The sequence below is a fragment of the Streptomyces sp. KL109B genome (assembly GCF_030766935.1).
Taxonomy (GTDB): Bacteria; Actinomycetota; Actinomycetes; order Streptomycetales; family Streptomycetaceae; genus Streptomyces.
Genome location: NZ_JASERL010000018.1, coordinates 81,913 through 104,575, shown reverse-complemented (window position 1 = coordinate 104,575; position 22,663 = coordinate 81,913). Strand labels below are relative to the sequence as shown.

Annotated in this window: 22 protein-coding genes, 1 other RNA gene and 1 riboswitch; of the genes, 12 read left to right on the top strand and 11 right to left on the bottom strand. The window is 72.2% G+C overall.

Annotation, left to right across the window (positions count from 1 at the left end; translation table 11 throughout):
- Positions 1 to 200: 200 nt before the first annotated feature.
- Positions 201 to 2,378, top strand: a complete 2,178-nt coding sequence (locus tag RBJ65_RS40160; RefSeq protein ID WP_306320861.1) for an acyl-CoA dehydrogenase — start codon at positions 201 to 203, stop codon at positions 2,376 to 2,378.
- On the opposite strand, the gene RBJ65_RS40155 is transcribed toward RBJ65_RS40160, so the two are convergent.
- Together RBJ65_RS40155 and RBJ65_RS40150 are read right to left on the bottom strand one after the other, a co-directional pair.
- Positions 2,335 to 2,751, bottom strand: a complete 417-nt coding sequence (locus RBJ65_RS40155) for a multidrug efflux SMR transporter (protein ID WP_306320862.1) — start codon at positions 2,749 to 2,751, stop codon at positions 2,335 to 2,337. The two genes, RBJ65_RS40160 and RBJ65_RS40155, sit on opposite strands and share 44 nt — an antisense overlap.
- Before the next feature lie 2 nt (positions 2,752 to 2,753).
- Positions 2,754 to 3,068, bottom strand: a complete 315-nt coding sequence (locus RBJ65_RS40150; RefSeq protein WP_306320863.1) for a multidrug efflux SMR transporter — start codon at positions 3,066 to 3,068, stop codon at positions 2,754 to 2,756.
- A gap of 15 nt (positions 3,069 to 3,083) precedes the next feature.
- A riboswitch (guanidine-III (ykkC-III) riboswitch) is annotated at positions 3,084 to 3,149 on the bottom strand.
- A gap of 24 nt (positions 3,150 to 3,173) precedes the next feature.
- On the opposite strand from RBJ65_RS40150, the gene RBJ65_RS40145 reads away from it, so the two are divergent.
- Both RBJ65_RS40145 and RBJ65_RS40140 read left to right on the top strand, forming a co-directional pair.
- Positions 3,174 to 4,436, top strand: a complete 1,263-nt coding sequence (locus tag RBJ65_RS40145) for a lipid-transfer protein (RefSeq protein ID WP_306320864.1) — start codon at positions 3,174 to 3,176, stop codon at positions 4,434 to 4,436.
- Between the two features lie 93 nt (positions 4,437 to 4,529).
- Entirely contained in the window at positions 4,530 to 5,999 is a 1,470-nt protein-coding gene (locus RBJ65_RS40140) for a DHA2 family efflux MFS transporter permease subunit (protein WP_306320865.1), read from the top strand.
- Between the two features lie 138 nt (positions 6,000 to 6,137).
- Here RBJ65_RS40140 and RBJ65_RS40135 read toward each other — a convergent pair whose 3' ends face one another.
- Together RBJ65_RS40135 and RBJ65_RS40130 are read right to left on the bottom strand one after the other, a co-directional pair.
- Positions 6,138 to 6,770, bottom strand: coding sequence for a response regulator transcription factor (locus RBJ65_RS40135; RefSeq protein ID WP_306320913.1), 633 nt, complete (start codon positions 6,768 to 6,770; stop codon positions 6,138 to 6,140).
- Positions 6,771 to 6,775: 5 nt separating this feature from the next.
- The gene (locus RBJ65_RS40130) at positions 6,776 to 7,957 is read right to left on the bottom strand and encodes a sensor histidine kinase (protein ID WP_306320866.1); all 1,182 of its coding nucleotides are present in this window, start codon (positions 7,955 to 7,957) and stop codon (positions 6,776 to 6,778) included.
- Between the two features lie 312 nt (positions 7,958 to 8,269).
- Between RBJ65_RS40130 and RBJ65_RS40125 the strand changes: the two genes are divergently transcribed.
- The 3 genes from RBJ65_RS40125 (at position 8,270) to RBJ65_RS40115 (ending at position 11,274) form a co-directional block, all read left to right on the top strand.
- Positions 8,270 to 9,124, top strand: coding sequence for a MaoC/PaaZ C-terminal domain-containing protein (locus RBJ65_RS40125; protein ID WP_306320867.1), 855 nt, complete (start codon positions 8,270 to 8,272; stop codon positions 9,122 to 9,124).
- Between the two features lie 40 nt (positions 9,125 to 9,164).
- Positions 9,165 to 10,241, top strand: coding sequence for a Zn-dependent alcohol dehydrogenase (locus tag RBJ65_RS40120; RefSeq protein WP_306320868.1), 1,077 nt, complete (start codon positions 9,165 to 9,167; stop codon positions 10,239 to 10,241).
- Positions 10,242 to 10,335: 94 nt separating this feature from the next.
- Positions 10,336 to 11,274 carry a 3-oxoacyl-ACP reductase gene (locus RBJ65_RS40115; protein ID WP_306320869.1) on the top strand — a complete coding sequence of 313 codons (939 nt, stop codon included), beginning with the start codon at positions 10,336 to 10,338 and terminating at the stop codon, positions 11,272 to 11,274.
- An 89-nt stretch (positions 11,275 to 11,363) separates the two neighbouring features.
- On the opposite strand, the gene RBJ65_RS40110 is transcribed toward RBJ65_RS40115, so the two are convergent.
- Positions 11,364 to 11,534: a hypothetical protein gene (locus RBJ65_RS40110; protein ID WP_306320870.1), complete on the bottom strand. Its 171-nt coding sequence runs from the start codon at positions 11,532 to 11,534 to the stop codon at positions 11,364 to 11,366.
- Between the two features lie 55 nt (positions 11,535 to 11,589).
- The gene (locus RBJ65_RS40105) at positions 11,590 to 12,729 is read right to left on the bottom strand and encodes a hypothetical protein (RefSeq protein ID WP_306320871.1); all 1,140 of its coding nucleotides are present in this window, start codon (positions 12,727 to 12,729) and stop codon (positions 11,590 to 11,592) included.
- A 203-nt stretch (positions 12,730 to 12,932) separates the two neighbouring features.
- On the opposite strand from RBJ65_RS40105, the gene RBJ65_RS40100 reads away from it, so the two are divergent.
- The 3 genes from RBJ65_RS40100 to RBJ65_RS40090 all read left to right on the top strand — a co-directional run bounded on the left by RBJ65_RS40100 (position 12,933) and on the right by RBJ65_RS40090 (position 15,323).
- A complete protein-coding gene (locus RBJ65_RS40100) occupies positions 12,933 to 13,808 on the top strand; it encodes a Nif3-like dinuclear metal center hexameric protein (RefSeq protein WP_306320872.1) in 876 nt (291 codons plus the stop codon).
- A complete protein-coding gene (locus RBJ65_RS40095; protein WP_306320914.1) occupies positions 13,805 to 14,548 on the top strand; it encodes a zinc ribbon domain-containing protein in 744 nt (247 codons plus the stop codon). Before RBJ65_RS40100 ends, RBJ65_RS40095 begins: the two co-directional genes overlap by 4 nt.
- A 127-nt stretch (positions 14,549 to 14,675) precedes the next feature.
- Positions 14,676 to 15,323, top strand: coding sequence for a histidine phosphatase family protein (locus RBJ65_RS40090; RefSeq protein ID WP_372341347.1), 648 nt, complete (start codon positions 14,676 to 14,678; stop codon positions 15,321 to 15,323).
- A 21-nt stretch (positions 15,324 to 15,344) separates the two neighbouring features.
- On the opposite strand, the gene eda is transcribed toward RBJ65_RS40090, so the two are convergent.
- Both eda and yaaA read right to left on the bottom strand, forming a co-directional pair.
- Complete coding sequence (gene eda, locus RBJ65_RS40085; protein ID WP_306320873.1) at positions 15,345 to 15,989, bottom strand: bifunctional 4-hydroxy-2-oxoglutarate aldolase/2-dehydro-3-deoxy-phosphogluconate aldolase; 645 nt, start codon at positions 15,987 to 15,989, stop codon at positions 15,345 to 15,347.
- A 76-nt stretch (positions 15,990 to 16,065) separates the two neighbouring features.
- Positions 16,066 to 16,857, bottom strand: a complete 792-nt coding sequence (yaaA, locus tag RBJ65_RS40080; RefSeq protein ID WP_306320874.1) for a peroxide stress protein YaaA — start codon at positions 16,855 to 16,857, stop codon at positions 16,066 to 16,068.
- A gap of 104 nt (positions 16,858 to 16,961) precedes the next feature.
- Here yaaA and RBJ65_RS40075 point away from each other — a divergent pair, with 104 nt between their 5' ends.
- Positions 16,962 to 18,407, top strand: a complete 1,446-nt coding sequence (locus RBJ65_RS40075) for an RNB domain-containing ribonuclease (RefSeq protein ID WP_306320875.1) — start codon at positions 16,962 to 16,964, stop codon at positions 18,405 to 18,407.
- Here the strand turns inward: RBJ65_RS40075 and RBJ65_RS40070 are convergent.
- Together RBJ65_RS40070 and RBJ65_RS40065 are read right to left on the bottom strand one after the other, a co-directional pair.
- Positions 18,358 to 18,972, bottom strand: a complete 615-nt coding sequence (locus RBJ65_RS40070; protein ID WP_306320876.1) for a hypothetical protein — start codon at positions 18,970 to 18,972, stop codon at positions 18,358 to 18,360. The two genes, RBJ65_RS40075 and RBJ65_RS40070, sit on opposite strands and share 50 nt — an antisense overlap.
- On the bottom strand, positions 18,969 to 19,733 hold the full coding sequence (locus RBJ65_RS40065) for a MerR family transcriptional regulator (RefSeq protein ID WP_306320877.1): 765 nt from the start codon (positions 19,731 to 19,733) through the stop codon (positions 18,969 to 18,971). The genes RBJ65_RS40070 and RBJ65_RS40065 overlap by 4 nt, the downstream gene beginning before the upstream one ends.
- Before the next feature lie 128 nt (positions 19,734 to 19,861).
- Between RBJ65_RS40065 and rnpB the strand changes: the two genes are divergently transcribed.
- Positions 19,862 to 20,270: RNase P RNA component class A (rnpB, locus tag RBJ65_RS40060), an RNA gene on the top strand.
- 24 nt (positions 20,271 to 20,294) lie between these two features.
- Here rnpB and RBJ65_RS40055 read toward each other — a convergent pair.
- Positions 20,295 to 21,098 (bottom strand): hypothetical protein, encoded by an 804-nt coding sequence (locus RBJ65_RS40055; RefSeq protein WP_306320878.1) that lies wholly within the window; start codon positions 21,096 to 21,098, stop codon positions 20,295 to 20,297.
- A 121-nt stretch (positions 21,099 to 21,219) separates the two neighbouring features.
- Between RBJ65_RS40055 and RBJ65_RS40050 the strand changes: the two genes are divergently transcribed.
- Complete coding sequence (locus RBJ65_RS40050) at positions 21,220 to 22,638, top strand: MFS transporter (protein WP_306320879.1); 1,419 nt, start codon at positions 21,220 to 21,222, stop codon at positions 22,636 to 22,638.
- Positions 22,639 to 22,663: the final 25 nt, after the last annotated feature.

The window sequence follows — 22,663 nt, the reverse complement described above, 5'->3', positions numbered from 1 at the left end:
GGCAGGTTGTGTGTATGTCGAACCGGTTTGCTGGGGCGACTATTCCGACGGTCGTCGTACGAGGGTGATTCTTTACTTCTTCATTACGTCACCGGCCCCGCGTCCCCGTCGTCGACTCCCGCGCCCCCTGGGTGGTTGTTTCTGACTCGGTGTCAGATTTTCTCTTCCCGTCTACTGGAACGTGTTCTACCGTGCGCCGCATGGGGATCGCCATCACGCAGGAACAGCGGGAACTCGCGGACGCCGTGCGCGGTTGGATCGCGCGCGCCGTACCGCCCGACGAGGTGCGCAAGCTGCTCGACGCCCCGGCCGCCGCCGGTCACCGCCCCGGGTATTGGGACGGCGTCGCCGCGCAGGGGCTGCTCGGGGTGCACCTCCCCGAGTCGTACGGAGGTGGGGGCGGGACCCTCCTCGACCTCGCCGTCGTCGTGGAGGAGGCCGGGCGGGCGGCGCTGCCCGGGCCGTTCGTCGGCAGCGTGCTCGCGGCCGAGGTGTTGCGCCGCGCCGGACAGCGGGAGCTGGTGCGCGGGCTCGCCGAAGGGGAGCGGATCGGCGCCGTCGCGTTCGGGACCGGCGGGCTCAGCGCCGTCGCGGGGCCCGACGGGCTCGTGCTCGACGGCGCCGCGCCACCCGTCCTCACCGGAGCCGACGCCGATCTGCTGGTGCTCGCGGCGGAGAGCGCGGACGGCGTGGTGTGGTTCGCCGTCGACGCCGGGACGCCGGGGATCACCGTGCGCGTGCACGAGAGCGGCGATCCGACCCGGCCCACCGCAGAGGTCACGGCCGCAGGTGCCGTCGTGCCCGCCGACCGCGTGCTCGCCGTGGACGGCACCCTCGTGCGGGATCTGGCGGGGGTGCTGCTCGCCGCCGACGCCTGCGGGAATGCCGCGTGGGCGCTGCACGCCGCCGCCGAACACGCCAAGGTGCGCGAGCAGTTCGGGCGGCCCATCGGACAGTTCCAGGGCATCAAGCACCTGTGCGCGGACATGCTGGTGCGGGTCGAGCAGGCGGCGGCGCTGGTGTGGGACGCGGCGCGGGCGCTGGACGAGGACACCGCGGAGGATGTGCGCGGGCTCGTCGCCGGGCTCGCCGCGGGGGCCGCGCTGGACGCCGCGTACTCCTGCGCCAAGGACTGCGTCCAGGTCCTCGGCGGCATCGGCTTCACCTGGGAACACGACGCCCACCTGTACTTGCGGCGGGCTGTTGTCGCCCGGCAGCTCCTCGGTGCCGGTGACGCCCATCGGCTGCGTGCCGTGCGGCTCGCGGAGGGCGGGGTGCGGCGCGAGCTGCGGTTCGCGCTGCCCGCCGAGGCGGACGGGTACCGGGAGGCGGCCCGGAAGGTCATCGAGGGGGCGCGGGGGCTCGATCCGAAGGCCGCGCGGCGGGTGCTCGCGCCGACCGGGTACGCGGCGCCGCACCTGCCGGAGCCGTACGGGCTCGGCGCCGGACCAGTCCAACAGCTCGCGGTGCAGGAGGAGTTGAAGAAGGCCGGGGTGAAGGTCAGCGACCTCGGCATCGCCACCTGGGTGGCCCCCTCCCTCATCTCGTACGGCACCCAGGAGCAGCGCGACCGCTACCTCCCGGCCACCCTGCGCGGCGAGACACTGTGGTGCCAGCTGTTCTCGGAGCCGGGCGCCGGATCCGACCTCGCCAGCTTGCGTACGCGCGCGGAGCGGATGCCCGACGGGCGGTGGCGGATCAACGGGCAGAAGGTGTGGACGAGCGCCGCGCAATGGGCCGACCACGGGATTCTGCTCGCCCGCACCAACCCCGACGCCCCCAAGCACAAGGGGCTCACCTACTTCGTCGTCGACATGAAGAACACCGACGGCATCGACATCCGGCCGCTGCGCGAGATCACCGGGGACTCGCTGTTCAACGAGGTCTACTTCGATGATGTGGTGCTGCCCGCCGACGCCGTCGTCGGCGAGGTCGACGACGGCTGGCGGGTCGCCCGGCACACGCTCGGCAACGAACGCGTCCACATGGCCGACCAGTTGACCTTCGACACAGGGCTAGAGGCGCTGCTCGCGCGGGCCGGTGACCTGGACGGGGCGTACCGGGCGCGGATCGGGGCCCTCGCCGCCGAGGCGCACGCGCTGGGCTGCATCGGGCTGCGTACGACGACGCAGCAGGTCGCGGGCGTGGAGCCGGGCGCCGGGGCCTCGGTGCGGAAGCTGGTGCAGACACCGCATCAGCAGAAGGTCGCGGAGCTGGCCCTTGAGCTCCTCGGTCCGGCGGGTGCGCTGCGGGAGGGCCCGGGGGAGCGGGCCCTCCACGGTTTCCTGATGTCCCGCTGTCTGACGATCGCGGGCGGGACGACTCAGGTGCAGCTCAACGTCGTTGCCGAGCGGATTCTGGGTCTGCCGCGTGACTGACCGCGTCGGTCTCGTCGGCCTGCGGTTCCGGTGCCGGGGCGGCGTTCTTGCCGGGCACCGTCTTCACGAACTTCAGGCCCACCACGCACAGGATGATCCCGGCGAGGAAGACGATCTTCAGCGGCTTCGCCTGCTCGTCGCCGGTCACCATCGCGTACGTGACGGTGAGCGCGGCTCCGATACCGATCCACACCGCGTAGGCGACGCTGATCGGGATCTTCTTCATCGCGTAGGCGAGGCCCGACATCGAGATGACCAGGCCGATGAAGAAGACGATCGTCGGCCCCGTCTCCGAGAAGTTCTTGGAGTGCCCGAGCGCGGTGGCCCACACGGCCTCGAAGACGCCACTGAGGAGGAGAACAGCCCATGCCATGGTCAGCTCACCGCCTTCAGGCCCACGACGCAGCCGACCAGGCCGACGAGCAGCAGGCTCTTCGCGGGTGTGGCCTTCTCCTGGCCGCGCGCGATGGCGTAGACGGCGGTCAGTACGGCGCCGATGCCCACCCACACCGCGTACGAGGTGCCGGTCGGCAGCTCGTGCATGGCGTGGGCGAGGCCGGCCATGGAACCGGTCAGGGCGACGATGAAGATCACGGTGGGGACGGGGCGCTTCAGGCCGTGGGACGCGCCGAGCGCCGTGGCCCACACCGCCTCAAGGACTCCGGAGAGGATCAGGACAACCCAAGGCACGACGGACTCACCTTCCAAAGGCAGTCTTGTCGCTGAGCGGGTACTGCTCCCTCGTCCGCGGGCCCTTGATGAGGACCTGACTTTTGTATAGCAACTTTCGCGCAGATGGGCAAACAGCAGGTAAAGGGGCCGGTGGAGCCCGGAGAGGCGGCAGATGTGAAGGCGCACAAGGCGCACAAGGCGTACATAGTCGGCGTCGGCATGACCAAGTTCGAGAAGCCGGAGTCACGTGACTGGCAGTACTGGGACATGGTGAAGGAGGCGGGCACCGCGGCCCTCGCGGACGCCGGGGTCGCCTACGCGGACGTCCAGCAGGTCCCCGTCGGCTACTGCTTCCAGGCGTCGACGGCGGGCCAACGGGCCACGTACGAACTGGGGTTGACGGGCGTGCCCGTCTACAACGTCAACAACAACTGCGCGACCGGCTCGACCGCGCTGATGATGGCCCGGCAGTTCGTCGAGGGCGGGGCGAGCGACTGTGTGCTCGCGCTGGGCTTCGAGAAGATGCAGCGGGGCGCGCTCGGCGGGGGAGCGGACGCGGGCTCCGACTTCAAGACCTCCCCGGTCGCCCGGCACTACGGCGTCATGGCGGCCCGGCACGGCTTCGAGATGTCGCCGCCCACCGCGCAGATCTTCGGCGACGCGGCCCGCGAGCACATGGAGCAGTACGGCACGACCGAGGCGCAGCTCGCGGCGGTGGGCGCGAAGAACCACGGCCACTCGGTCAACAACCCGTACGCCCAGTTCCAGGACCCGTACACGGTCGACGAGATCCTCGCCGCCAAGACCATCCACATGCCGCTCACCAAGCTGCAGTGCTCGCCGACCTCGGACGGCGCGGCGGCGGCGGTCGTCGTCTCCGAACGCTTCGTGGAGGAACGGGGGTTGGGGGACAAGGCGATCGAGATCGCGGCCCAGTCCATGACCACGGACACGGAGGAGTCCTTCGCGTCCGGCTCGTGCATCGATGTGGTCGGGCAGCCGATGTCGCGGGAGGCGGGGCGGCAGGTCTTCGACGCCGCCGGGATCGGCATCGAGGGCGTGGACGTCGTCGAGCTGCACGACTGCTTCTCCATCAACGAACTCCTCACGTACGAGGCGCTCGGCATGTGCGGCGCGGGCGAGTCCGGCAAGCTCGTCGAGTCGGGCGCGACGACGTACGGCGGGAAGTGGGTCGTGAACCCGTCCGGCGGCCTGATCTCCAAGGGGCACCCGCTTGGCGCCACCGGCATCGCCCAAGTCGCCGAGCTGACCTGGCAGTTGAGGGGCGAGGCGGGGGCGCGGCAGGTGCCGGACGCGCGGGTCGGGCTCGCGCACAACATCGGGCTCGGGGGTGCGGCGGTGGTGACGATGTTGCGGCGGGGGTGAGGTTCGGGGGTCCGGGGGGCCTGGTCCTAGGTCCACGGACGTGCGGCGAAATCCGGATGTACGGGGTGCCGGGCGGCTGAGACCATGACACCCATGTCCCAGACTCCCCCTGCCGCCGACTCCGCCTCCGCGTCGGTCGAGGCATCCGACGACGCGATACGTTCCCGTGGCCGCGCGGCCGCCACCCCGCCCGCCTGGCTGGTGGTGGCCGTGGCCTGCGCCGGGCAGTTCCTCGTCGTCCTCGACGTGTCCGTGGTGAACGTGGCGCTGCCGTCGATGCGCACCGACCTCGGGCTCAGCGCGAGCGGTCTGCAGTGGGTGGTGAACGCGTACTCCATCGCCTTCGCCGGCTTCATGCTGCTCGGCGGCCGGGCCGGCGACCTCTTCGGCCGCAAGCGGATGTTCCTGGTCGGCCTCGGCCTCTTCACCCTCGCCTCGCTCGCGGGCGGGCTCGCGCAGGAGGGCTGGCAGCTGCTGGCGGCGCGGGCGGTGCAGGGACTGGGAGCGGCCGTCCTCGCCCCCTCCACCCTGACGATCCTCACGTCCGCCGTGCCCGAGGGGGCGGCGCGGGCGCGGGCCATCGCGACGTGGACCGCGGTGGGCGCGGGCGGCGGCGCGGCGGGCGGGCTCGTCGGCGGCGTCCTCACGGAGGGCCTGAACTGGCGCTGGGTGCTCCTCATCAACGTTCCGCTGGGCGCGGTCGTCCTCGCGGCGGCGGCGCGCTGGATCCGGGAGTCCCGTGCGGGCGGCGAGCGGCGGCTCGACCTGCCCGGCGCGGTGCTCGTGACGGCGGGCACGGCCGTCCTCGCGTACGGCATCGTGCAGACGGAGGCGCGGGGCTGGGGCGCGGCGGCGACGCTGGTGCCGCTGGCGGTCGGGGTGCTGCTGGTCGTGGCGTTCCTGGCGGTGGAGGCGCGTACGAGGCTACCGTTGATGCCGCTGGGACTGTTCAAGGTGCGGTCGGTGGCGGTGGCGAACGCGGCGATGTTCGTGTGCGGCATGGGCTCCTTCGCCATGTGGTTCTTCATGACGCTGTACGCCCAGAACGTGCTCGGCTACACGCCCGTCGAGGCCGGCCTCGCGCTGATCCCCAGCTCGCTCGCGGTGGTCTTCGGCTCGAAGTTCGCGCCGCGGCTGATGCCGAGGTACGGGGCGCGGAACGTGGCGGCGGTCGGGGTGCTGGTGACGGCTGCCGGGTTCCTGTGGCAGTCGACCATGACCGCGGACGGGGCGTACGTCACGACGATCATGTTGCCCGGGATCGTGATGATGGCGGGGGCCGGGTGTGCGATGACGCCGTTGGCGTCGCTGGCGACGTCGGGGGCGGCGCCGGGTGACGCGGGGCTCGTCTCCGGGTTGGTCAACACGTCCCGCACGCTGGGTGGTTCGCTGGGCCTCGCGATCCTCTCGACCGTCGCCACGAGCCGCTCCGCGGGGGGCGTGGATCCTGTTTCGCTGACCCGGGGGTATGCGGGGGCGTTCCTTGTGGGGGCGGGGATTTTGGTGGTGGCGGCGGTGGTGGTGCTGGTCGGTATGCGGAGGGTAGGCGCCGCCGCCGAGTAGCTTCCGCGGCACCGCGGTTCCGGCCTCGGGGCTCCGCCCCGGACCCCGCTGCTCAATCGCCGCAGGGGCTTGATCCACCCAGCCTCGCCGGCGTTTGAGGCGCGGGGTCCGGGGCGGAGCCCCGGGGGCGTAACGCCGTTACAGCCAGCCCCGTTCGGAGGCGACGCGCAACGCCTCCGTCCGGTTCCGCACCCCCGTTTTGCCGATGGCCGACGACAAGTAATTGCGTACGGTCGACTCCGAGAGGTGGAGCCGCCCGGCGATGTCGGAGACGGTCGCCCCGTCCGCCGCCGCCCGGAGGGCATCCGCCTCGCGCCCGGTGAGCGGACTCGGCCCCGCCGAAAGCGCTGCCGCCGCGAGCGCCGGGTCGACCACCGTCTCGCCCCGCAGCACCTTCCGGATCGACTCGGCGAGTTCCTCGACCGGCCCGTCCTTGACCAGGAACCCCGCCGCCCCCGCCTCCATCGCCCGCCGCAGATACCCGGGCCGCCCGAACGTGGTGAGGATCAGGACCCGGCAGTCCGGGACCTGATCGCGGAGCTCGGCCGCCGCGTCGAGCCCGCTGAGCCTCGGCAGCTCGATGTCGAGGAGCGCCACGTCGGGCCGGTGCGTGAGCGCCGCGTCGACGATGGTGTCGCCGGTCGCGACCTGGGCGACCACCTCAAGGTCGGATTCGAGGCCCAGCAGCAGCGCGAGCGCACCCCGCATCATGCCCTGGTCCTCCGCGAGCAGTACGCGGACGCTCTTGGCGGGGCGGTGGTCCTGCGGCATCTCGGTCACGGGGCAGAGATTACGGGGGCCGGGGCCTCGTCCGCCGTAGGCAGTTCCGCGCGGACCTCGAAGCCACCCTCCGGTCCCTCGCCCGCCACCAGCGAGCCACCCGCCGCCGCGAGCCGTTCGGTCAGGCCCTTGAGGCCGGTGCCGCCGACGCCGGGCGCGGGGCCCGCGCCGTCGTCCGTGATCCGGAGGCGGACCCGGTCCGCCGTGCCGTCGACGGCGATCGTGCAGGCGGTCGCCGCGCTGTGCCGGATCGTGTTCGTCACGGCCTCCCGTACGACCCACCCGAGCAGTGCCTCCGTCCGCGCCGACAGAGGCGGGCCCGACTGTCGTACGACGGGCTCCATGGCGGCAGCCGTGAGCGCCGAACGCGCCCGGTCCAGCTCCGTGGCGAGGCTGCCCTCGCGGTACCCGGTCACGGCCTCGCGGATCTCGGTGAGCGCCTGCCTGCCCACCGCCTCGATGTCACCGACCTGTTCGAGGGCCGCGTCGACATCCCGCCGCGCCAGCCGCCGCGCCGCCTCCGACTTCACCACGATCACCGACAGCGTGTGGCCGAGCAGATCGTGCAGGTCGCGGGAGAACCGCAGGCGTTCCTCGGCCACCGCGTTGCGCGCCAACTCCTCGCGGGCCGAACGCAGTTCACGTACCGTCTCGGTGAGCGACAGGATCGCCGCCGTCACCATCGTGGACAGGAACGTGCCGTAGCCGACGCTCGCCGCCGCCTCGCCGTCCTTCAGTCCCGTCAGCACCCCGCCGAGCACCGCGAGCCCGATGGCGATCTTCGCCAGGTGCGGTCCGCGCAGCACCGCCCCCGTCGCGAGTCCGAGCAGCGGGAAGAACGCCACCCAGCTGCCCCCGTAGACACCGGCCAGGCCGCAGGTCACCGCGGCCATCGCGAGCAGCGCGAGCCGGGTGGACAGCGCGGTGCGGGTGACCGGCACGAAGGCGCGGAACACCACATAGACGTAGAGGGAGTTGAAGGTCAGCAGGCCGATGCCGCCGATCCAGGGGTTCGGGGTCTCGCCCTGGACGAGGTTCGAGAACGCGCCGAGGCCGAGCAGCAGCCACGGCAGCAGCGTGTACCCGCTCACCCGCGCCCCGCCGATGCCGACGGTCGGCCAGTCGGAGCCGCCCGCACCGTCGCACGCCCGGAGGGCGGCCTTCGTCTTCGATGTCATGCCGGAAGCGTACGAAGGGGTGCCCGAGCGCGGGCAGATCCGCATGTCCCCGGATGACCAGTACAAATGTCACAGGGGTCGATCGAGCCCATCTGACGTTGCGTCAGAAAACTGGGTCGTGGCCCTTCCCAAGCCATCCCCGCTTGGCTATACATGGGGATCGCCGGAGGAATGGAACAGGTTCTAGAACCAGTCCGTGTACTTCCACGTACTGGTTCGTCTCCGGCCCGTGACGACCTCGGTGCGGCCGACGGTGCGGACGGTCGCACCGAGGTCTTGACCAGCATCCAGCATGAGGAGCGTTTGCCGCCTATGCCCATCGATGCCGCGAAGGCCGTAGCCGCCGAGCCGAGGTCCGCCGAGATCACGTGGGGCCACAAGGACGTCCAGCTCTACCACTTGGGGCTCGGCGCGGGGCTGCCCGCCACCGACCCCGACGAGCTGCGCTACACCCTGGAGTCGAAGCTGCACGTCCTGCCGAGCTTCGCGACCGTCGCGGGCGCCGGGATGGCCGTGGCCGGCGGGCTGTCCGCGCCGGGCATCGACGTGAACCTCGCGCACGTGCTGCACGGCGGCCAGACCATCGAGCTGCACCGGCCCATCCCGGTCGAGGGCAAGGCCACGTCCACCACCCGCGTCGCCGCCGTCTACGACAAGACGAAGGCCGCCGTGCTCGTGCTGAGGAGCGAAGTCGCGGACGCCGAGGGCCCGTTGTGGACCAGTGACTCGCAGATCTTCGTGCGGGGGGAGGGTGGGTTCGGGGGCGACCGCGGCCCCTCCGAGCGTCTCGACGTCCCCGACCGCGAGCCCGACCGCACCGTCGAGCGGCCCGTCCGCGAGGATCAGGCCCTCCTCTACCGCCTCTCCGGCGACTGGAACCCGCTGCACGCCGACCCGGAGTTCGCCAAGCTGGCCGGCTTCGACAAGCCGATCCTGCACGGCCTGTGCTCGTACGGGATGACGCTCAAGGCCGTCGCGGACACCGTCCTCGGCGGCGACGTCTCCCGCATCACCCGCTACCGCACCCGCTTCGCCGGGATCGTCTTCCCCGGCGAGACGCTGCGCGTACGCATGTGGGAGCAGCCGGGCCGGGTGCAGGTGACGGTCACGGCCGTGGAGCGCGAGGACGCGCAGGTGCTCGCGGACACCGTCGTCGAGCACAACTGACCCACGTACACGGCAGATTGAAGCGAAGGAGCCGCACGCCATGCGAGCAGCCGTACTGCACGAGATAGGCCAGGACAAACTCGAGGTACTGGACGACGTCGAGGCGGTCGGCTTCGGTCCGGGCAAGGTGCGGGTCCGGCTGCGGGCCACCGGCCTGTGCCACTCCGACGTCTCCGCGATGAACGGCGTGCTGCCGCAGCCCGCCCCGTTCATCCCCGGGCACGAGGGCGCGGGCGAGGTCGTCGAGGTCGGGGACGGCGTCACGAACCTCGCTCCCGGTCAGCGAGTCCTGATGTGTTGGCTGCCCGCTTGCGGCACCTGTCCCGCCTGCAAGCGCGGCCAGACCGAGCTCTGCCTCGCCGGATTCATGAACGCCGGCACCCCCAACTTCAAGCGCCCCGGCGGCGACGTCTTCGGCTTCGCCGGAACCGGCACCTTCACCGAAGAGGTCGTCGTCAACGCGGCCTGCGCCGTGCCGATCCCCGACGACGTGCCCTTCGACATCGCCGCGCTCATCGGCTGCGGCGTCACCACCGGGCTCGGCGCCGCCATCAACACCGCGGACGTCGCGGCGGGTTCGTCGGTCGCCGTCATCGGCTGCGGCGGCGTCGGCATCTCCGCGATCCAGGGCGCGCGGCTCAAGGGCGCGGCGGAGATCGTCGCCGTCGACCCGGTCGAGTCGCGGCGCGAGTCCGCCCTCAAGTTCGGTGCCACGAAGGCGATTTCCCCGGACGAGCTGGCCGACGCCAAGCAGAACATCACCGCGGGCGAGGGCTTCGACTACGTCTTCGAGGTCGTCGGCAAGTCCGCCACCGCGCGGACGGCGTACGAGACGACGCGGCGCGGCGGCACGATGTGCGTCGTCGGCGCGGGCGCCATGGACGACTTCCTCCAGCTCAACATGTTCGAGCTGTTCTTCGACGAGAAGAAGATCCTGCCGTCGATGTACGGGGGCGGGGATGTCCTGCAGTCCTACGAGCGGGCGATCGCGCTCTGGCGGGCGGGGCGGATCGACCTGGAGTCGCTGATCACGCACCGGGTGCCGCTCGCGGAGATCAACGAGGCGCTGGACCAGATGCGTACGGGCGTCGCGCTGCGGACCTGCATTGAGCTGTAAGCGCTGCAACGGCGTTGCGGCCCCGGGGCGCTGCCCCGGACCCCGCTGCTCAATCGCCGCAGGGGCTTGAGTCACCGAAAGGGAACCGAATCGTATGTCAACGCCGCTCAACGGCCTCACGGCCATCGTCACCGGCGCCGGGCGCGGCCTGGGCCGCGCCGAGGCGCTCGAACTCGCCCGCCTCGGCGCCAACGTCGTCGTCAACGACTTCGGCCAACCGGGCCGCGACGGCTCGGGCGAGGCCACCACAGGCCCCGCGCAGCAGGTCGTCGCCGAGATCGAGGCCGCCGGCGGAACCGCCACCGCGCACACCGGCGACGTCGCCGACCACCAACAGGCCCAGGAACTCGTCCAGTTGGCGATCGACACGTACGGCAAGCTGGACATCCTCGTCAACAACGCCGGGATCCTGCGCGACCGCATGATCTTCTCGATGACCGAGGACGAGTGGGACTCGGTCATCCACGTCCACCTCAAGGGCCACTACAACACCAGCCACTTCGCGGCCCGCCACTGGCGCGAGGCGTCGAAGGCGGCCGGTGGCCCGGTGTACGGGCGGATCATCAACACCTCGTCGGAGGCGTTCCTCGCGGGCTCGGCCGGGCAGCCCAACTACGCGGCCGCGAAGGGCGGAATCGTCGGGCTGACCACGTCCACGGCGCTCGCGCTCGCCAAGTACGGGGTGACCGCGAACGTCATCTGCCCGCGCGCCCGCACCCGTATGACGGAGGACGTCTTCGCCGGGTTCGCCGAGCCGGAGGAGGGGCTCGACCCGCTCGCGCCCGAGCACGTCGCCCCGCTCGTCGGCTACCTCGCCGCGCCCGCCGCGTCGAACGTCAACGGCCAACTGATCGTCGTGCACGGCGGCATGGTCGCCGTCGTCGACCGGCCGAGGGTGCAGGCGAAGTTCGACACGGCGAAGGAGGCGTTCACGTACGACGAGTTGGACGCGCTGCTCACGCCGCACTACAAAGACCGGCCCCCGAACGAGACGTTCGCGGCGTCGGAGGTGCTGGGCCTCAAGCACGGCTGACTCCATCGCGCGTACGACTGAGGGGCCCGGCGACTTCCGCCGGGCCCCTCAGTCGAACGTTTCCTCACGTCAAGTGTCGAGCGTGCGCGCTACGCCTCGTCGGCGCGCGCCCCACGGTGCCGCCCACGCGGCTTCGACTCCTGGTCGCCGCCCGTCATGGGCGGCGTGGACACCTCGCCGCGGTGCCGACCGGAGCCGGCCCGCACATGGTGCGCCGCCTCCGTGTCGACCTCGACATCCGTGCCGTTGCCTTCCGCCATCGGAACATTCACCCCGTAAACACGTACAAGATCCTTCAGTTACAGCCGGGCGAGTCTAACGGTCCGTGCCACGGCCACCGAGAGGCGCCTGCGCCAGCGGAACGGGGCGTGTCGCGGCGGGCTCCGGCGGCTCGGGTTCCCTCGGCTCGCGCTCCCGTGCGCGCGGCTCGGGAGCGGTCAGGGCCGCGAGGCCGCACGGCACGTCCTCGGTGACACAGGGCAGCGACAACACCCCGTCCCGCGAGAAGAATCCGCTGCCGTCCAGCCACCCGTCCGGCGCCGCGACCTGATGCAGCCTGCCCTCCATGGGCCGCCACAGGCCGAGCCACGGAGAGCCGCCCTCGGCGCCCGCCACGCGCAGCGCCACCGCGCAGTTCTCCGGCATCAGCGACTGGCCCGGCTGGATCGCGAAGGGCGTCACCTCGCAGTCCGCGAGCCGCAGCGACTCCGGGAAGCGGATCGGCAGCGTACTGCCCAACACGCCCCAGCCGAGCCGGGGTTCACCCGGCGTCGGGGCGTCCGAGCGGAGCAGGATGAGGCCGCTGTCGAGGTCGGCGAGGAGCAGCCGGTCCTCGCTGTCGTCCCCGATCTGGAGGAGTGGGGAGACCTCGCCGCCCCGGTCCAGATCCACCACGACCGCCTTCACGGGGCCGCCGCCGGGGGGCTCGCGGTCGAGCGCGAGGAGGCGGGACTCGCGGTCCAGCCACACCCCGCCCGAGCAGTGCCCCGGCACCTCGGCGAGCAGCTCGGGACCGGGGGCGCCGCCCACCACCTGCCACACGGCCGTCGACTCCGCGCCGGGCGCCAGCGCGTACGCGTACCGGCCGTCGGGAGCGGGCGGCAGGAGCGTGAGGGTCTCGCACTCCACGGTGCCGAGCGGCACCTCGCCGGTGTCCGGGCCCGTCGGGTACAGCAGCGAGAACAGGTGCCGCCCCGCCGTGCCGCGCTGGATCAGCACCCGGCCGTCGGTCAGCGGCAGCACCGCAGTGCCGGGCTCCTCCGGCTGGTTGCCGGGCAGCGGCACCGCGTACGGCTCCGGTCCGTGCAGGGTCCAGCGCTCGGGGAACCACGAGCCTTCGGCGGCGCCGTCGCGCGCCAGCCGCGCCGCGTACGACGCGTCCGCCGTGAGCACACATCCGGTGTGCGGGGGTCGTGGCCGCGCATCCGTCGTGGGTTCGGTGGCCAGGGCCGTCATGGGGATCAGTCACCTCCGCTTGTCCGGGCCGACGCTAGTTTTCGCACGTACCTCCGTGGCACCTGGCGCCCGCCGTTTCACACGAAAGGTGGGCCGTGCCCTGAATTGGCTGTGAACGGTGGGTCACGTGTGTTTACCTCCTCCCTCCGTGCGGAACGGGCCGGGCTTGGGGGTGCGGCGGGCAGCGCAGGTAACCTGTCTGCGTGCCCCGTCTGTCTGAAGTCACCGCCGCCCTCGAAGCCCTCTGGCCCCCGGCCCTCGCCGAGGGATGGGACGCGGTCGGCACGGTCGCCGGCGACCCGGACGCCGAGGTCGGCCGGGTGCTCTTCGCGGTCGACCCGGTCCAGGAGATCGTCGACGAGGCGGTGAAGCTCGGCGCGGACCTGCTGGTCACCCACCACCCGCTCTACCTGCGCGGTACGACGACGGTGGCGGCCTCCACCTTCAAGGGCCGCGTCGTCCACACGCTGATCAAGAACGACATCGCGCTGCACGTCGCGCACACCAACGCCGACAAGGCCGACCCCGGCGTCTCCGACGCGCTCGCGGGCGCCCTCGGCGTCCGGGTCGTACGCCCCCTGGTCCCGGACCCCACCGACCCGGCGGGCCGTCGCGGCCTCGGCCGGGTCTGCGAGCTTGAGCACCCGGTGACGCTGCGCGAGCTCGCGGGCCGCGCCGCCGACCGGCTGCCCGCCACCGCGCAGGGGATCCGCGTCGCGGGCGACCTCGACGCGACGGTGCGGACGGTCGCGGTCAGCGGCGGCTCCGGCGACAGCCTCTTCGACGACGTACGCGCCGCCGGTGTCGACGCCTTCCTCACCGCGGACCTGCGCCACCACCCGGTGAGCGAGGCCCGCGAAGCTGTTTCCGTTTCCCCTGTGCCTCTCGCGCTGCTCGACGCGGCGCACTGGGCCACCGAGTGGCCCTGGTGCGAGCTGGCCGCAGCCCAGCTCGACGAGATCTCCGACCGCGAGGGCTGGGACCTGCGGGTCCATGTCTCGAAGACGGTCACCGATCCCTGGACCGCCCACGCGGCGTCCAACACCCAGTCTGTTTCTACTTTTGGAGCCCCCAACTGAACGCCGCGCCCGCCGACCAGATCCGTCTTCTCGACGTCCAGGACCTGGACACCCGACTCCAGCAGCTCGCGCACAAGAAGAAGTCGCTGCCCGAGCACGCCGAGATCGACACGCTCACCAAGGACCTCACGCAGCTGCGCGACCTGCACGTCGCCGCGACGACCGAGGAGAGCGACTGCGCCCGCGAGCAGACCAAGGCCGAGCAGGACGTCGACCAGGTCCGCCAGCGCGCCGCCCGCGACCAGAAGCGCCTCGACTCCGGCGCGGTCACGTCCCCCAAGGACCTGGAGAACCTCCAGCGCGAGATCGCCTCGCTCGCCAAGCGGCAGGGTGACCTGGAGGACGTCGTCCTTGAGGTCATGGAGCGCCGCGAGTCCGCGCAGGAGCGCGCCGGTGAGCTGGCCGAGCGCCTGTCGTCGGTGCAGGCCAAGGTCGACGACGCGACGTCGCGCCGCGACGGGGCGGCTGCCGCCATCGACGCGGACGTGGCCTCGGTCACGAAGGAGCGCGAGGTCGTCGCGGGCTCCGTCCCGGCCGACCTGCTGAAGCTCTACGACAAGCTCCGCGAGCAGCAGGGCGGCGTCGGCGCGGCGAAGCTGTTCCAGCGCCGCTGCGAGGGCTGCCGCCTGGAGCTGAACATCACGGAGCTGAACGAGGTCCGCGCGGCCGCGGCCGACACCGTGGTGCGCTGCGAGAACTGCCGCCGAATCCTGGTCCGCACGTCCGAGTCGGGCCTGTAGCCACCGGCGCCCGCAAGGCCGGTCCGGCAAAATCAGCCCCTCCGGCGCTTGAGGAGCGGGGTCCGGGGCAGAGCCCCGCAACCGCAACGCCGGCGCGGCCCGCCGGAACGGCCCGGAAAGGAGAGCCGTGGCACCGCCAGACCTCGGATCCCCCTCGACGTTCGTGCTGCTCCGGCACGGCGAGACCGCCCTCACCCCCGAGAAGCGATTCTCGGGCAGCGGGGGCGCCGACCCCGAGCTGTCCGAGGCGGGCCGGGGGCAGGCCGCTGCCGCCGCCGCGGCGCTGTCCGCACACGGCGACATCGACGTGATCGTGACCTCACCACTCACCCGCTGCCGCGAAACCGCCGAAACCGTCGCCGCCCGCCTAGGCCTCGGCATCGAGGTCGACGAAGGGCTGCGCGAGACGCACTTCGGGGCGTGGGAAGGGCTCACGTTCAAGGAGGTCGGGGCGCGGTACCCGGACGACCTCAAGGCGTGGCTCGGCTCGTCCGACGCCGCACCCACCGGCGGCGGCGAGAGCTTCGCCGAGGTCGCCGAGCGGGTCGCCGAGACCCGCGACCGGCTGACCGCCGCCCACCGGGGGCGCACCGCGCTACTGGTCAGCCACGTGACACCGATCAAGACACTCGTACGGCTCGCGCTCGGCGCCCCGGCCGAGGCGATGTTCCGGATGGAACTCGCGGCGGCGTCCCTGACCACGGTCGCGTACTACGCGGACGGAAACGCGAGCGTGCGCTGCCTCAACGAGACAGCGCACCTGCTCCGTACGTAGCTCAGCTTCTCCGTACGCGGCTCAGCGCAGCGAAGCCGCCTCGCGGGCCAGGGCCTCGACCCGGTCCCAGTCCTTCGCCGCGATCGCGTCCGCCGGAAGCATCCAACTGCCGCCCACGCAGCCGACGTTCTTCAGCGCCAGGTAGCCGGGCGCGTTCGACGGCGAGACGCCGCCCGTCGGGCAGAAGCGGGCCTGCGGCAGCGGGCTCGCGAGCGCCTTCAGGTACGCGGCGCCGCCCGCGGCCTCCGCCGGGAAGAACTTCATCTCGCGCACGCCGCGCTCGATGAGCGCCACGACCTCGGACGTCGTCGAGACGCCCGGCAGGAACGGCACGCCCGACTCCTTCATCGCGTCGAGCAGCGCGTCCGTCCAGCCGGGGCTGACCAGGAAACGGGCCCCGGCCGCGACCGAGTCGGCGACGTTCGCGGGGGAGATGACCGTGCCCGCGCCGACGACGGCGTCCGGCACCTCGGCGGCTATCGCCCGGATCGCGTCGAGCGCGGCGGGCGTCCGCAGCGTCACCTCGATCGCGGGCAGGCCGCCCGCGACGAGCGCCCGCGCGAGCGGCACCGCGTCGGCGACGTCCTCCACGACGACGACGGGGACGACGGGAGCGAGATCCAGTACGGAGGCGGAGGAGGCCGAGGCGGCGGCAGTGGAGGTCATGGGGACATCCTGCCCCGCGTGCAGCAGCATGCGCAAAGGGCGTTGCGCATGCTGCAATACGATCTCGTGCGGGAGGTCAGTGGACCTCGTCCACCAGCACGTCCAGGCTCCACGCCTGCCCCGCCTTCTTCGGCTCCTCGACCTCCACGACGTACCCGAGCTCCCGCAGTACGTCGATCAGTTCGGCGGGTCCGGCGGGCGCCGCGCCCGCCATCAGCAGCGACCGTACGATCCGGCCCTTCGTCGCCTTGTTGAAGTGGGAGACGACCTTGCGGGTCGGCGCGTGCAGCACCCGGACCGTCGCCGTCCGCTCCGCGACCGTGCCGTCGGAGGGCTTCGGCTTCCAGGCGCTCGCGTACGCCGCCGAGCGCAGGTCGAGGACGAGCCCGTCCCCGGCCGCCGCCGGCATCACCTCGGCCATGGGCTTTCGCCAGTACGCGCCCAGCGCCCCGAGCCCCGGCAGCTTCACGCCCATCGAGCAGCGGTAGGAGGGGATCCGGTCCGCGATGCCGACCGCGCCCCACAGCCCGGAGAAGACGAGCAGCGAGCGCGCCGCCCGCTTCTTGGCGGCGGCGTCCAGCGAGCCCAGGTCCAGGGCGTCGTACAGGACACCCGTATAGATCTCACCGGCCGGACGCGCACCCGCCGTACGCAGCTCCGCGTTCTTGGCGACCTCGCCCCGCAGCCCTTCACTGAGCCCGAGCACCTCGCGCGCCTTCTCCTCGTCGGCGGCGCACAGCTCCACCAACTCGTCGAGCACGGCTGCCCGCGCCTCGGCGAGCCCCTGCAGCGCGAGCCCCTCCGGCTTCAGCGGAGCCCCGCGTCCGGAAGCGGCCTTACCCTCCGACGGCGGCAACAGCACAAGCACGGGGCACTCCTCAAACACGTACGGAAACACATACGGGAACACAGGTCGATCGGCGCCCCAGCCTACGGCGTGCCGACCCCGCCGCCCGCGCCTACGCTCGTGCCATGCCCCGCCGCCACCTCCGAGTGACCGGCGCGGCACGGGAGCCGCTCGGCGCCGTGCTGCGCGAACTGCGGACGACACTGGACGTGCCCGAGGAGTTCCCGGCCGACGTCCTCGCGGAAGCCGAACGCGTCGCCGCCGAACCGCCGCGGCTTCCCGACCGGGACGAGACGGCGGTCCCCTTCTTCACCATCGACCCGCCCACGTCGACCGACCTCGACCAGGCCATGCACCTGTCCCGGCGCCCCGGCGGCGGCTACCGCGTGCGGTACGCGATCGCCGACGTCGCCGCGTACGTCACCCCAGGCGGCGCCCTCGACGCCGAGGCGCACCGCCGCGTCACCACCCTCTACTTCCCCGACGAGAAGGTGCCGCTGCACCCGCCGGTGCTCAGCGAGGGCGCGGCCAGCCTGCTGCCCGACCAGACCTGCCCGGCCGTCCTGTGGACCATCGACCTGGACGCCGACGGGCGCGCCGAGCGGACCGACGTCGTCCGCGCCCTCGTCCGCAGCCGCGCCAAACTCGACTACGAGGGCGTACAGAAGGCCATCGACGCCGGAACCGCCGAGGAGTCGGTCGCGCTCCTCAAGGACATCGGAACGCTGCGCACGCAGCTGGAGGTCGAACGCGGCGGCATCTCGCTCGACGTGCCCGAGCAGGAGATCGTCGCGAGCGACACCGCGTACGAACTCGGCTACCGCGCCCCGCTGCCCGCCGACTCCTGGAACGCCCAGATCTCCCTGCTCACCGGCATGGCCGCCGCCGACCTGATGCTCGCCTCCGGCACCGGCATCCTGCGCACGCTCCCCACCGCTCCCGACGGCGCGGTCGGCCGCCTGCGCCGCACCGCGAAGGCCCTGCACATCGAGTGGCCGCACCACGTCCCGTACTCCGACCTCGTGCGCTCCCTCGACCCCCGCATCCCGCACCACGCGGCGTTCCTCCAGGAGTGCACGACGCTGCTGCGCGGCGCCGGCTACACCGCCTTCAGCGGCGGCGAACCCCCGGCCCTCGCCACGCACGCCGCCGTCGCCGCGCCGTACACGCACTGCACGGCCCCGCTGCGCCGCCTCGTCGACCGCTACGCGTCCGAGCTGTGCCTCGCCGCCCGCGCCGAACAGGCCCCGCCCGGCTGGGTGTTGGAGAAGCTGGACGTGCTGCCGAAGGAGATGGCGGACGGCACCCGGCGCGCCAACACCGTGGAGCGCGAGTGCGTCGACATCGTCGAGGCGGCGCTGCTCAGGCACCGGGTCGGCGAGCTCTTCGAGGCGGTGGTGGTGGACGTGAAGGAACGCGAACCGGCCGTCGGCACCGTGCAGTTGACCGAGCCCGCCGTCGTCGCCCGGATCGAGGGCGGCGCGTCCGCGCTGCCGTTGGGGGAGCGGCTGCGGGTCCGGCTCACCCGGGCCGACCCGGGCTCGGCGAAGGTGCTGTTCGCGCCCGCGTGAGGTGCAGCGCGCGGACGAGCGCGTCCGGATCCTCCGCGTGCAACCGCACCAGGTGAATGTCCTTCGGGCGCCCGAGGAAGGTGAAGTGCCGTACGGGAGCCGTGAGTTCGACGGTGATGCTGGTCTGGGACCCGATGTCGAGATTCAGCTCGCCCTCGCACGGCGTGTGCGTGTACCTGTTCTCGCGGCGCACCGCCGCGATCCGCTCCAGCGGTATCCGTACGTCGATGTGGGCGGCGCGGCGTACCCGCAGGGCGTCGTCGGTGACCACGTGCGGCCGGGTCACGGACGCGGCGTGCAGGCCGAGCACCATCAACACCGTGTAGACGTCGAGGAACAGGACGATGTGATGCAGCGTCGGCCAGTGGCGCAGCAGCGCCCACATCCCGAAGGACTCGACGACGCACACGAACGCGAACGAATACATCATCACGGCCTGCCCGCGTGCGTACGCGAAGGCCTCGGCCCCCGCCGGAACCCCGTGCCGCCGCCGCGCCACCCACCGCAACAGGCTCACGAACACCCGCGCCTCGTGCCCGGCGACCCGGCGCACCCAGGCGGTCACGGCGCACCGCCCTCGGCGGCCATCCGCATCGCGAGGCGGACGGCCTCGGCCTGGGCGGGGGAGAAGTCGGCGAGGAAGGTCTCCAGCAGGGTGTTCCCGTCCGCGAGCGCCTCACCGGTCGGCAGGTCGGGCGGTACGCACGCGGCCAGCGCCCGCGCCGCCCCGGCCACCCGCGGGTCGTCCGCCGGGGCGTCGGCGAGCGCGTCGAGCAGCGCGTACACCTCGCGGGCGGCCGCGAGGGTCTCAGGACCTGCGAGGGCGGGAAGCAGCGTCGACATCAGCCGCTCGCGGTCCTCGGGCGGCGCGGCCGTGTCGATGAGGGCGAGCACCTCACGGTCCTTCACGGCCATCGGCGAGTCGAACATCTCGTCCCCCAACTCACCGAAGAATTCGGCCAGTTCCGGAGACAACGGCCCGTCCGCGGGCAGCCGCCCCCGCTCGGCCTCGCCCAACAGCGCCCGCAGCCGCACCCGCCGCTCATGAAGGGCGGCCTCCTGCCGCGCCAGATCCGCGTCCAACTCGGCGAGCACCTCCACGAGCTCCCGCCCCGCGTCGTCCGCCAGCACGTCCCGCACCTCCGGCAGCCCGAGCCCCAACTCGGTCAGCCGCCGGACCCGGGCCAGCTCGACGGCGTGCCGCAGCCCGTACTCCCGGTACCCGTTGCTCAGCCGCTCGGGCTCCGGCAGCAGCCCCAGCTGGTGGTAGTGCCTGATGGCACGCGTGGTGACCCCGACGATCCGGGCCAGCTCTCCGATCCGCATGACCTCAGTAGAAACGTTGACGCTACGGAAGGGTCAAGCCGGGCCGTGCCACCCTTCGGCAGACGGCCGAGCCTTCGGGAGACGGCCGGGTCCGTCCGAACCGGCAGGTAGGATGGCCGCACGGCAGACGAGCCGGGCGGGCGGCCGCGTGGGATCCCTTCGGGGGTCTCCCGAGGAACGTCCGGGCTCCACAGGGCAAGGTGGTGGCTAACGGCCACCCGGGGTGACCCGCGGGACAGTGCCACAGAAAACAGACCGCCCGGCGCTCAGGCGCCGGGTAAGGGTGAAACGGTGGTGTAAGAGACCACCAGCGCCTGAGGCGACTCAGGCGGCTAGGTAAACCCCACCTGGAGCAAGGTCAAGAGGGACCGCCTCTTCGGAGACGGTCCTGCGCGGACGATCGAGGGCTGCCCGCCCGATGTTCGCGGGTAGACCGCACGAGGCCGGTGGCAACGCCGGCCCTAGATGGATGGCCGTCGCCCCGGTGTCCGCGAGGACACCGGGGAACAGAACCCGGCGTACAGCCCGACTCGTCTGCCCCTCTCCTCCGGTCTCCTTCGTTCAGAGTGCCGCGCCGTTCGTCGAGCGGAGCTGCTGACGGCGGTGGGCGCGCTTTTCCTGGCGGCGCTGCTTGCGCTTCTTCGGGTGCTCCTCGTCGTCCCCGTCGTCCGTGGGCTCATCGGCCTCGGTGGCGGCGGCCGTGCGTTCGGCGGGCTCCTCGCGTACCAGGGAGTCGTCGAGGAGGTCCTCGGGCGGGGCCGTGAGGGTGGCCGTCCAGTCGGCGGACTCGCGGGTCGTGCCGTTCACGGCGGGGCTCAGGCGGATGCGCAGGTCGTCGAGGGCCGCCGCGGGGACGCGGTAGGCGTAGGTCGCGGTGCGGGTGCGGCGGCGGCGCACCTCGGTGTTCAGGCCGGTGAGGATCTCCTGGTCGGCGTCGTACGAGCGGACCGCGCGAGCCTCGCCCGCCCACACCTGGACGCGGGCCGTGAGGTGCATCCGCGCCGCCGCCTTCGCGCGGCGCAGCGCGTCGGAGCGCTCCTTGGTGTGCTGCTCGACGGCCCGCGTGTGCGCGGCCTCGCTGGCGTTGCCCCTGCGCGGGGCGCGGCGCGGGTGCTCGGCGTGGTGCGCGCGCATGGCGCGGCGGACGCCCGGGGCCCTGTTCTTCACGCGGACCGTGAAGCGGACGTAGGCGTCGCCTTCCTCGTGGTCCCGGTCCAGGTAGGTGGGCGCGAAGGTCTCCAGGTCCTCGATGGTCATTTCGAGGCCGCTGTCGAAGGCGGTCCACTCGCCGACGCCCAGCTCTGTGGCGTCCTCGTCGGGTATGCCGGTGTCGGTCTCGGTGGTGTCGGGGTCGGTCGAGGGCATGTGGGGGTGCCTTTCGAGAGGGGATGGGTTATGTCCAGTATGCGAGTAATGGGCGTGTAAGCGGAGGGCGGGGAAAATTGGGTCTTCATTTAGCTGTCGCCTACAGCTAACGTCGGTGCGCATGAGTGAGCAGGGCGTCACGGGGGCCGCGAAAGCCCCCGCACCGGACGAAGCGATCGATCCCGTACAGCGGCTTGACCGGCTGCCCGTGGGGCCGTGGCACCGCCGACTGACCGCGATCGTCGGCGTAGGGGCCTTCTTCGACCTCTACGAGGTGTTCCTCGGCGGCGTGCTCGCCGCCGCGCTCGCCGAGTCCTGGCAGCTGTCCGGCACCGAGAAGTCGTGGCTGATCGCCTCCGGGTTCCTCGGCATGTTCGTCGGCGCCAATGTGCTGTCCGTGCTCGCCGACCGGTTCGGGCGGCGGAAGATGTTCCTGGTCAACCTGGGGCTCTACTCGCTGTTCTCGCTGGGCTGCGCCTTCGCCCAGGACGCCACCCAGCTCTCCGTGCTCCGCTTCCTCGCCGGGCTCGGACTCGGCGCCGAACTGGTCCTCGTCGACACGTACTTGGCCGAATTCCTGCCGCGCAAGGTGCGCGGCCGCTACATCGCCTGGGCCTACACCCTCGGCTTCGTCGGCGTGCCCGTCGCCGCGCTGCTCGGCGCGCGGCTCGTCGCCGAGCGGGAGCTGTTCGGGGTCGACGGATGGCGCTGGCTGCTCGTCGCGGGCGCGCTCGGCGCCGCGTTCATCCAACTCCTGCGAACCCGCCTCCCGGAGTCCCCGAGGTGGCTGGCCGCGAGGGGGAGGCAGGAAGAGGCCGAGGCAGTGGTGCGCGACATCGAGCACCGCCAAGCCTCGCCGGCGGTTGAGGCGCGGGGTCCGGGGCAGAGCCCCGAGACGTCAACCCCGGCACGGCCCGCCGAAGCGGCGGACGCCGGGAAGGTGCCGCTCGGGCGGATGTTCAAGGCCCCGTACGCCCGCCGCACCGTCATGTGGTGGATCTTCCAGGTGCTCCAGACCGTCGGCTACTACGGCTTCGGATCCCTCGCCCCCGTCGTCCTCCAGGCCAAGGGCCACACCGTCACCGAGTCCCTCTCGTACGCGGCCCTCAGCTACCTCGGCTACCCGGTCGGCTCGGCGCTCTCCGTGCCGCTGATCGACCGGATCGAGCGGCGCACGCTGATCATCCTGTCGGCGCTCGGCATCGCCGTGTGCGGCCTCGTCTTCGGGTTCGCCGACGCGTCCTGGCTGATCGTCGGCGCGGGCTTCCTGCTCACCGTGTGCAGCAACGTCTTCTCGAACGCGTTCCACGTCTACCAGACGGAGATCTTCCCCACCGGCATGCGCTCCAGCGCCATCGGCATCGCGTACTCGCTGTCCCGGCTGACCTCGGTCGTGCTGCCGTTCGTCGCGATCGACGTGCTCGAAGACCTGGGCGCGGACGCCGTGTTCATCGGCTCCGGCGTGCTGATGGTCGTGCTGTGCCTGAACGTACGGATCCTCGGGCCGCGCACGACGGGGCGGAGCCTGGAGTCGATCTAGGCACCCCCGGCGCGCCCCCGTCCCC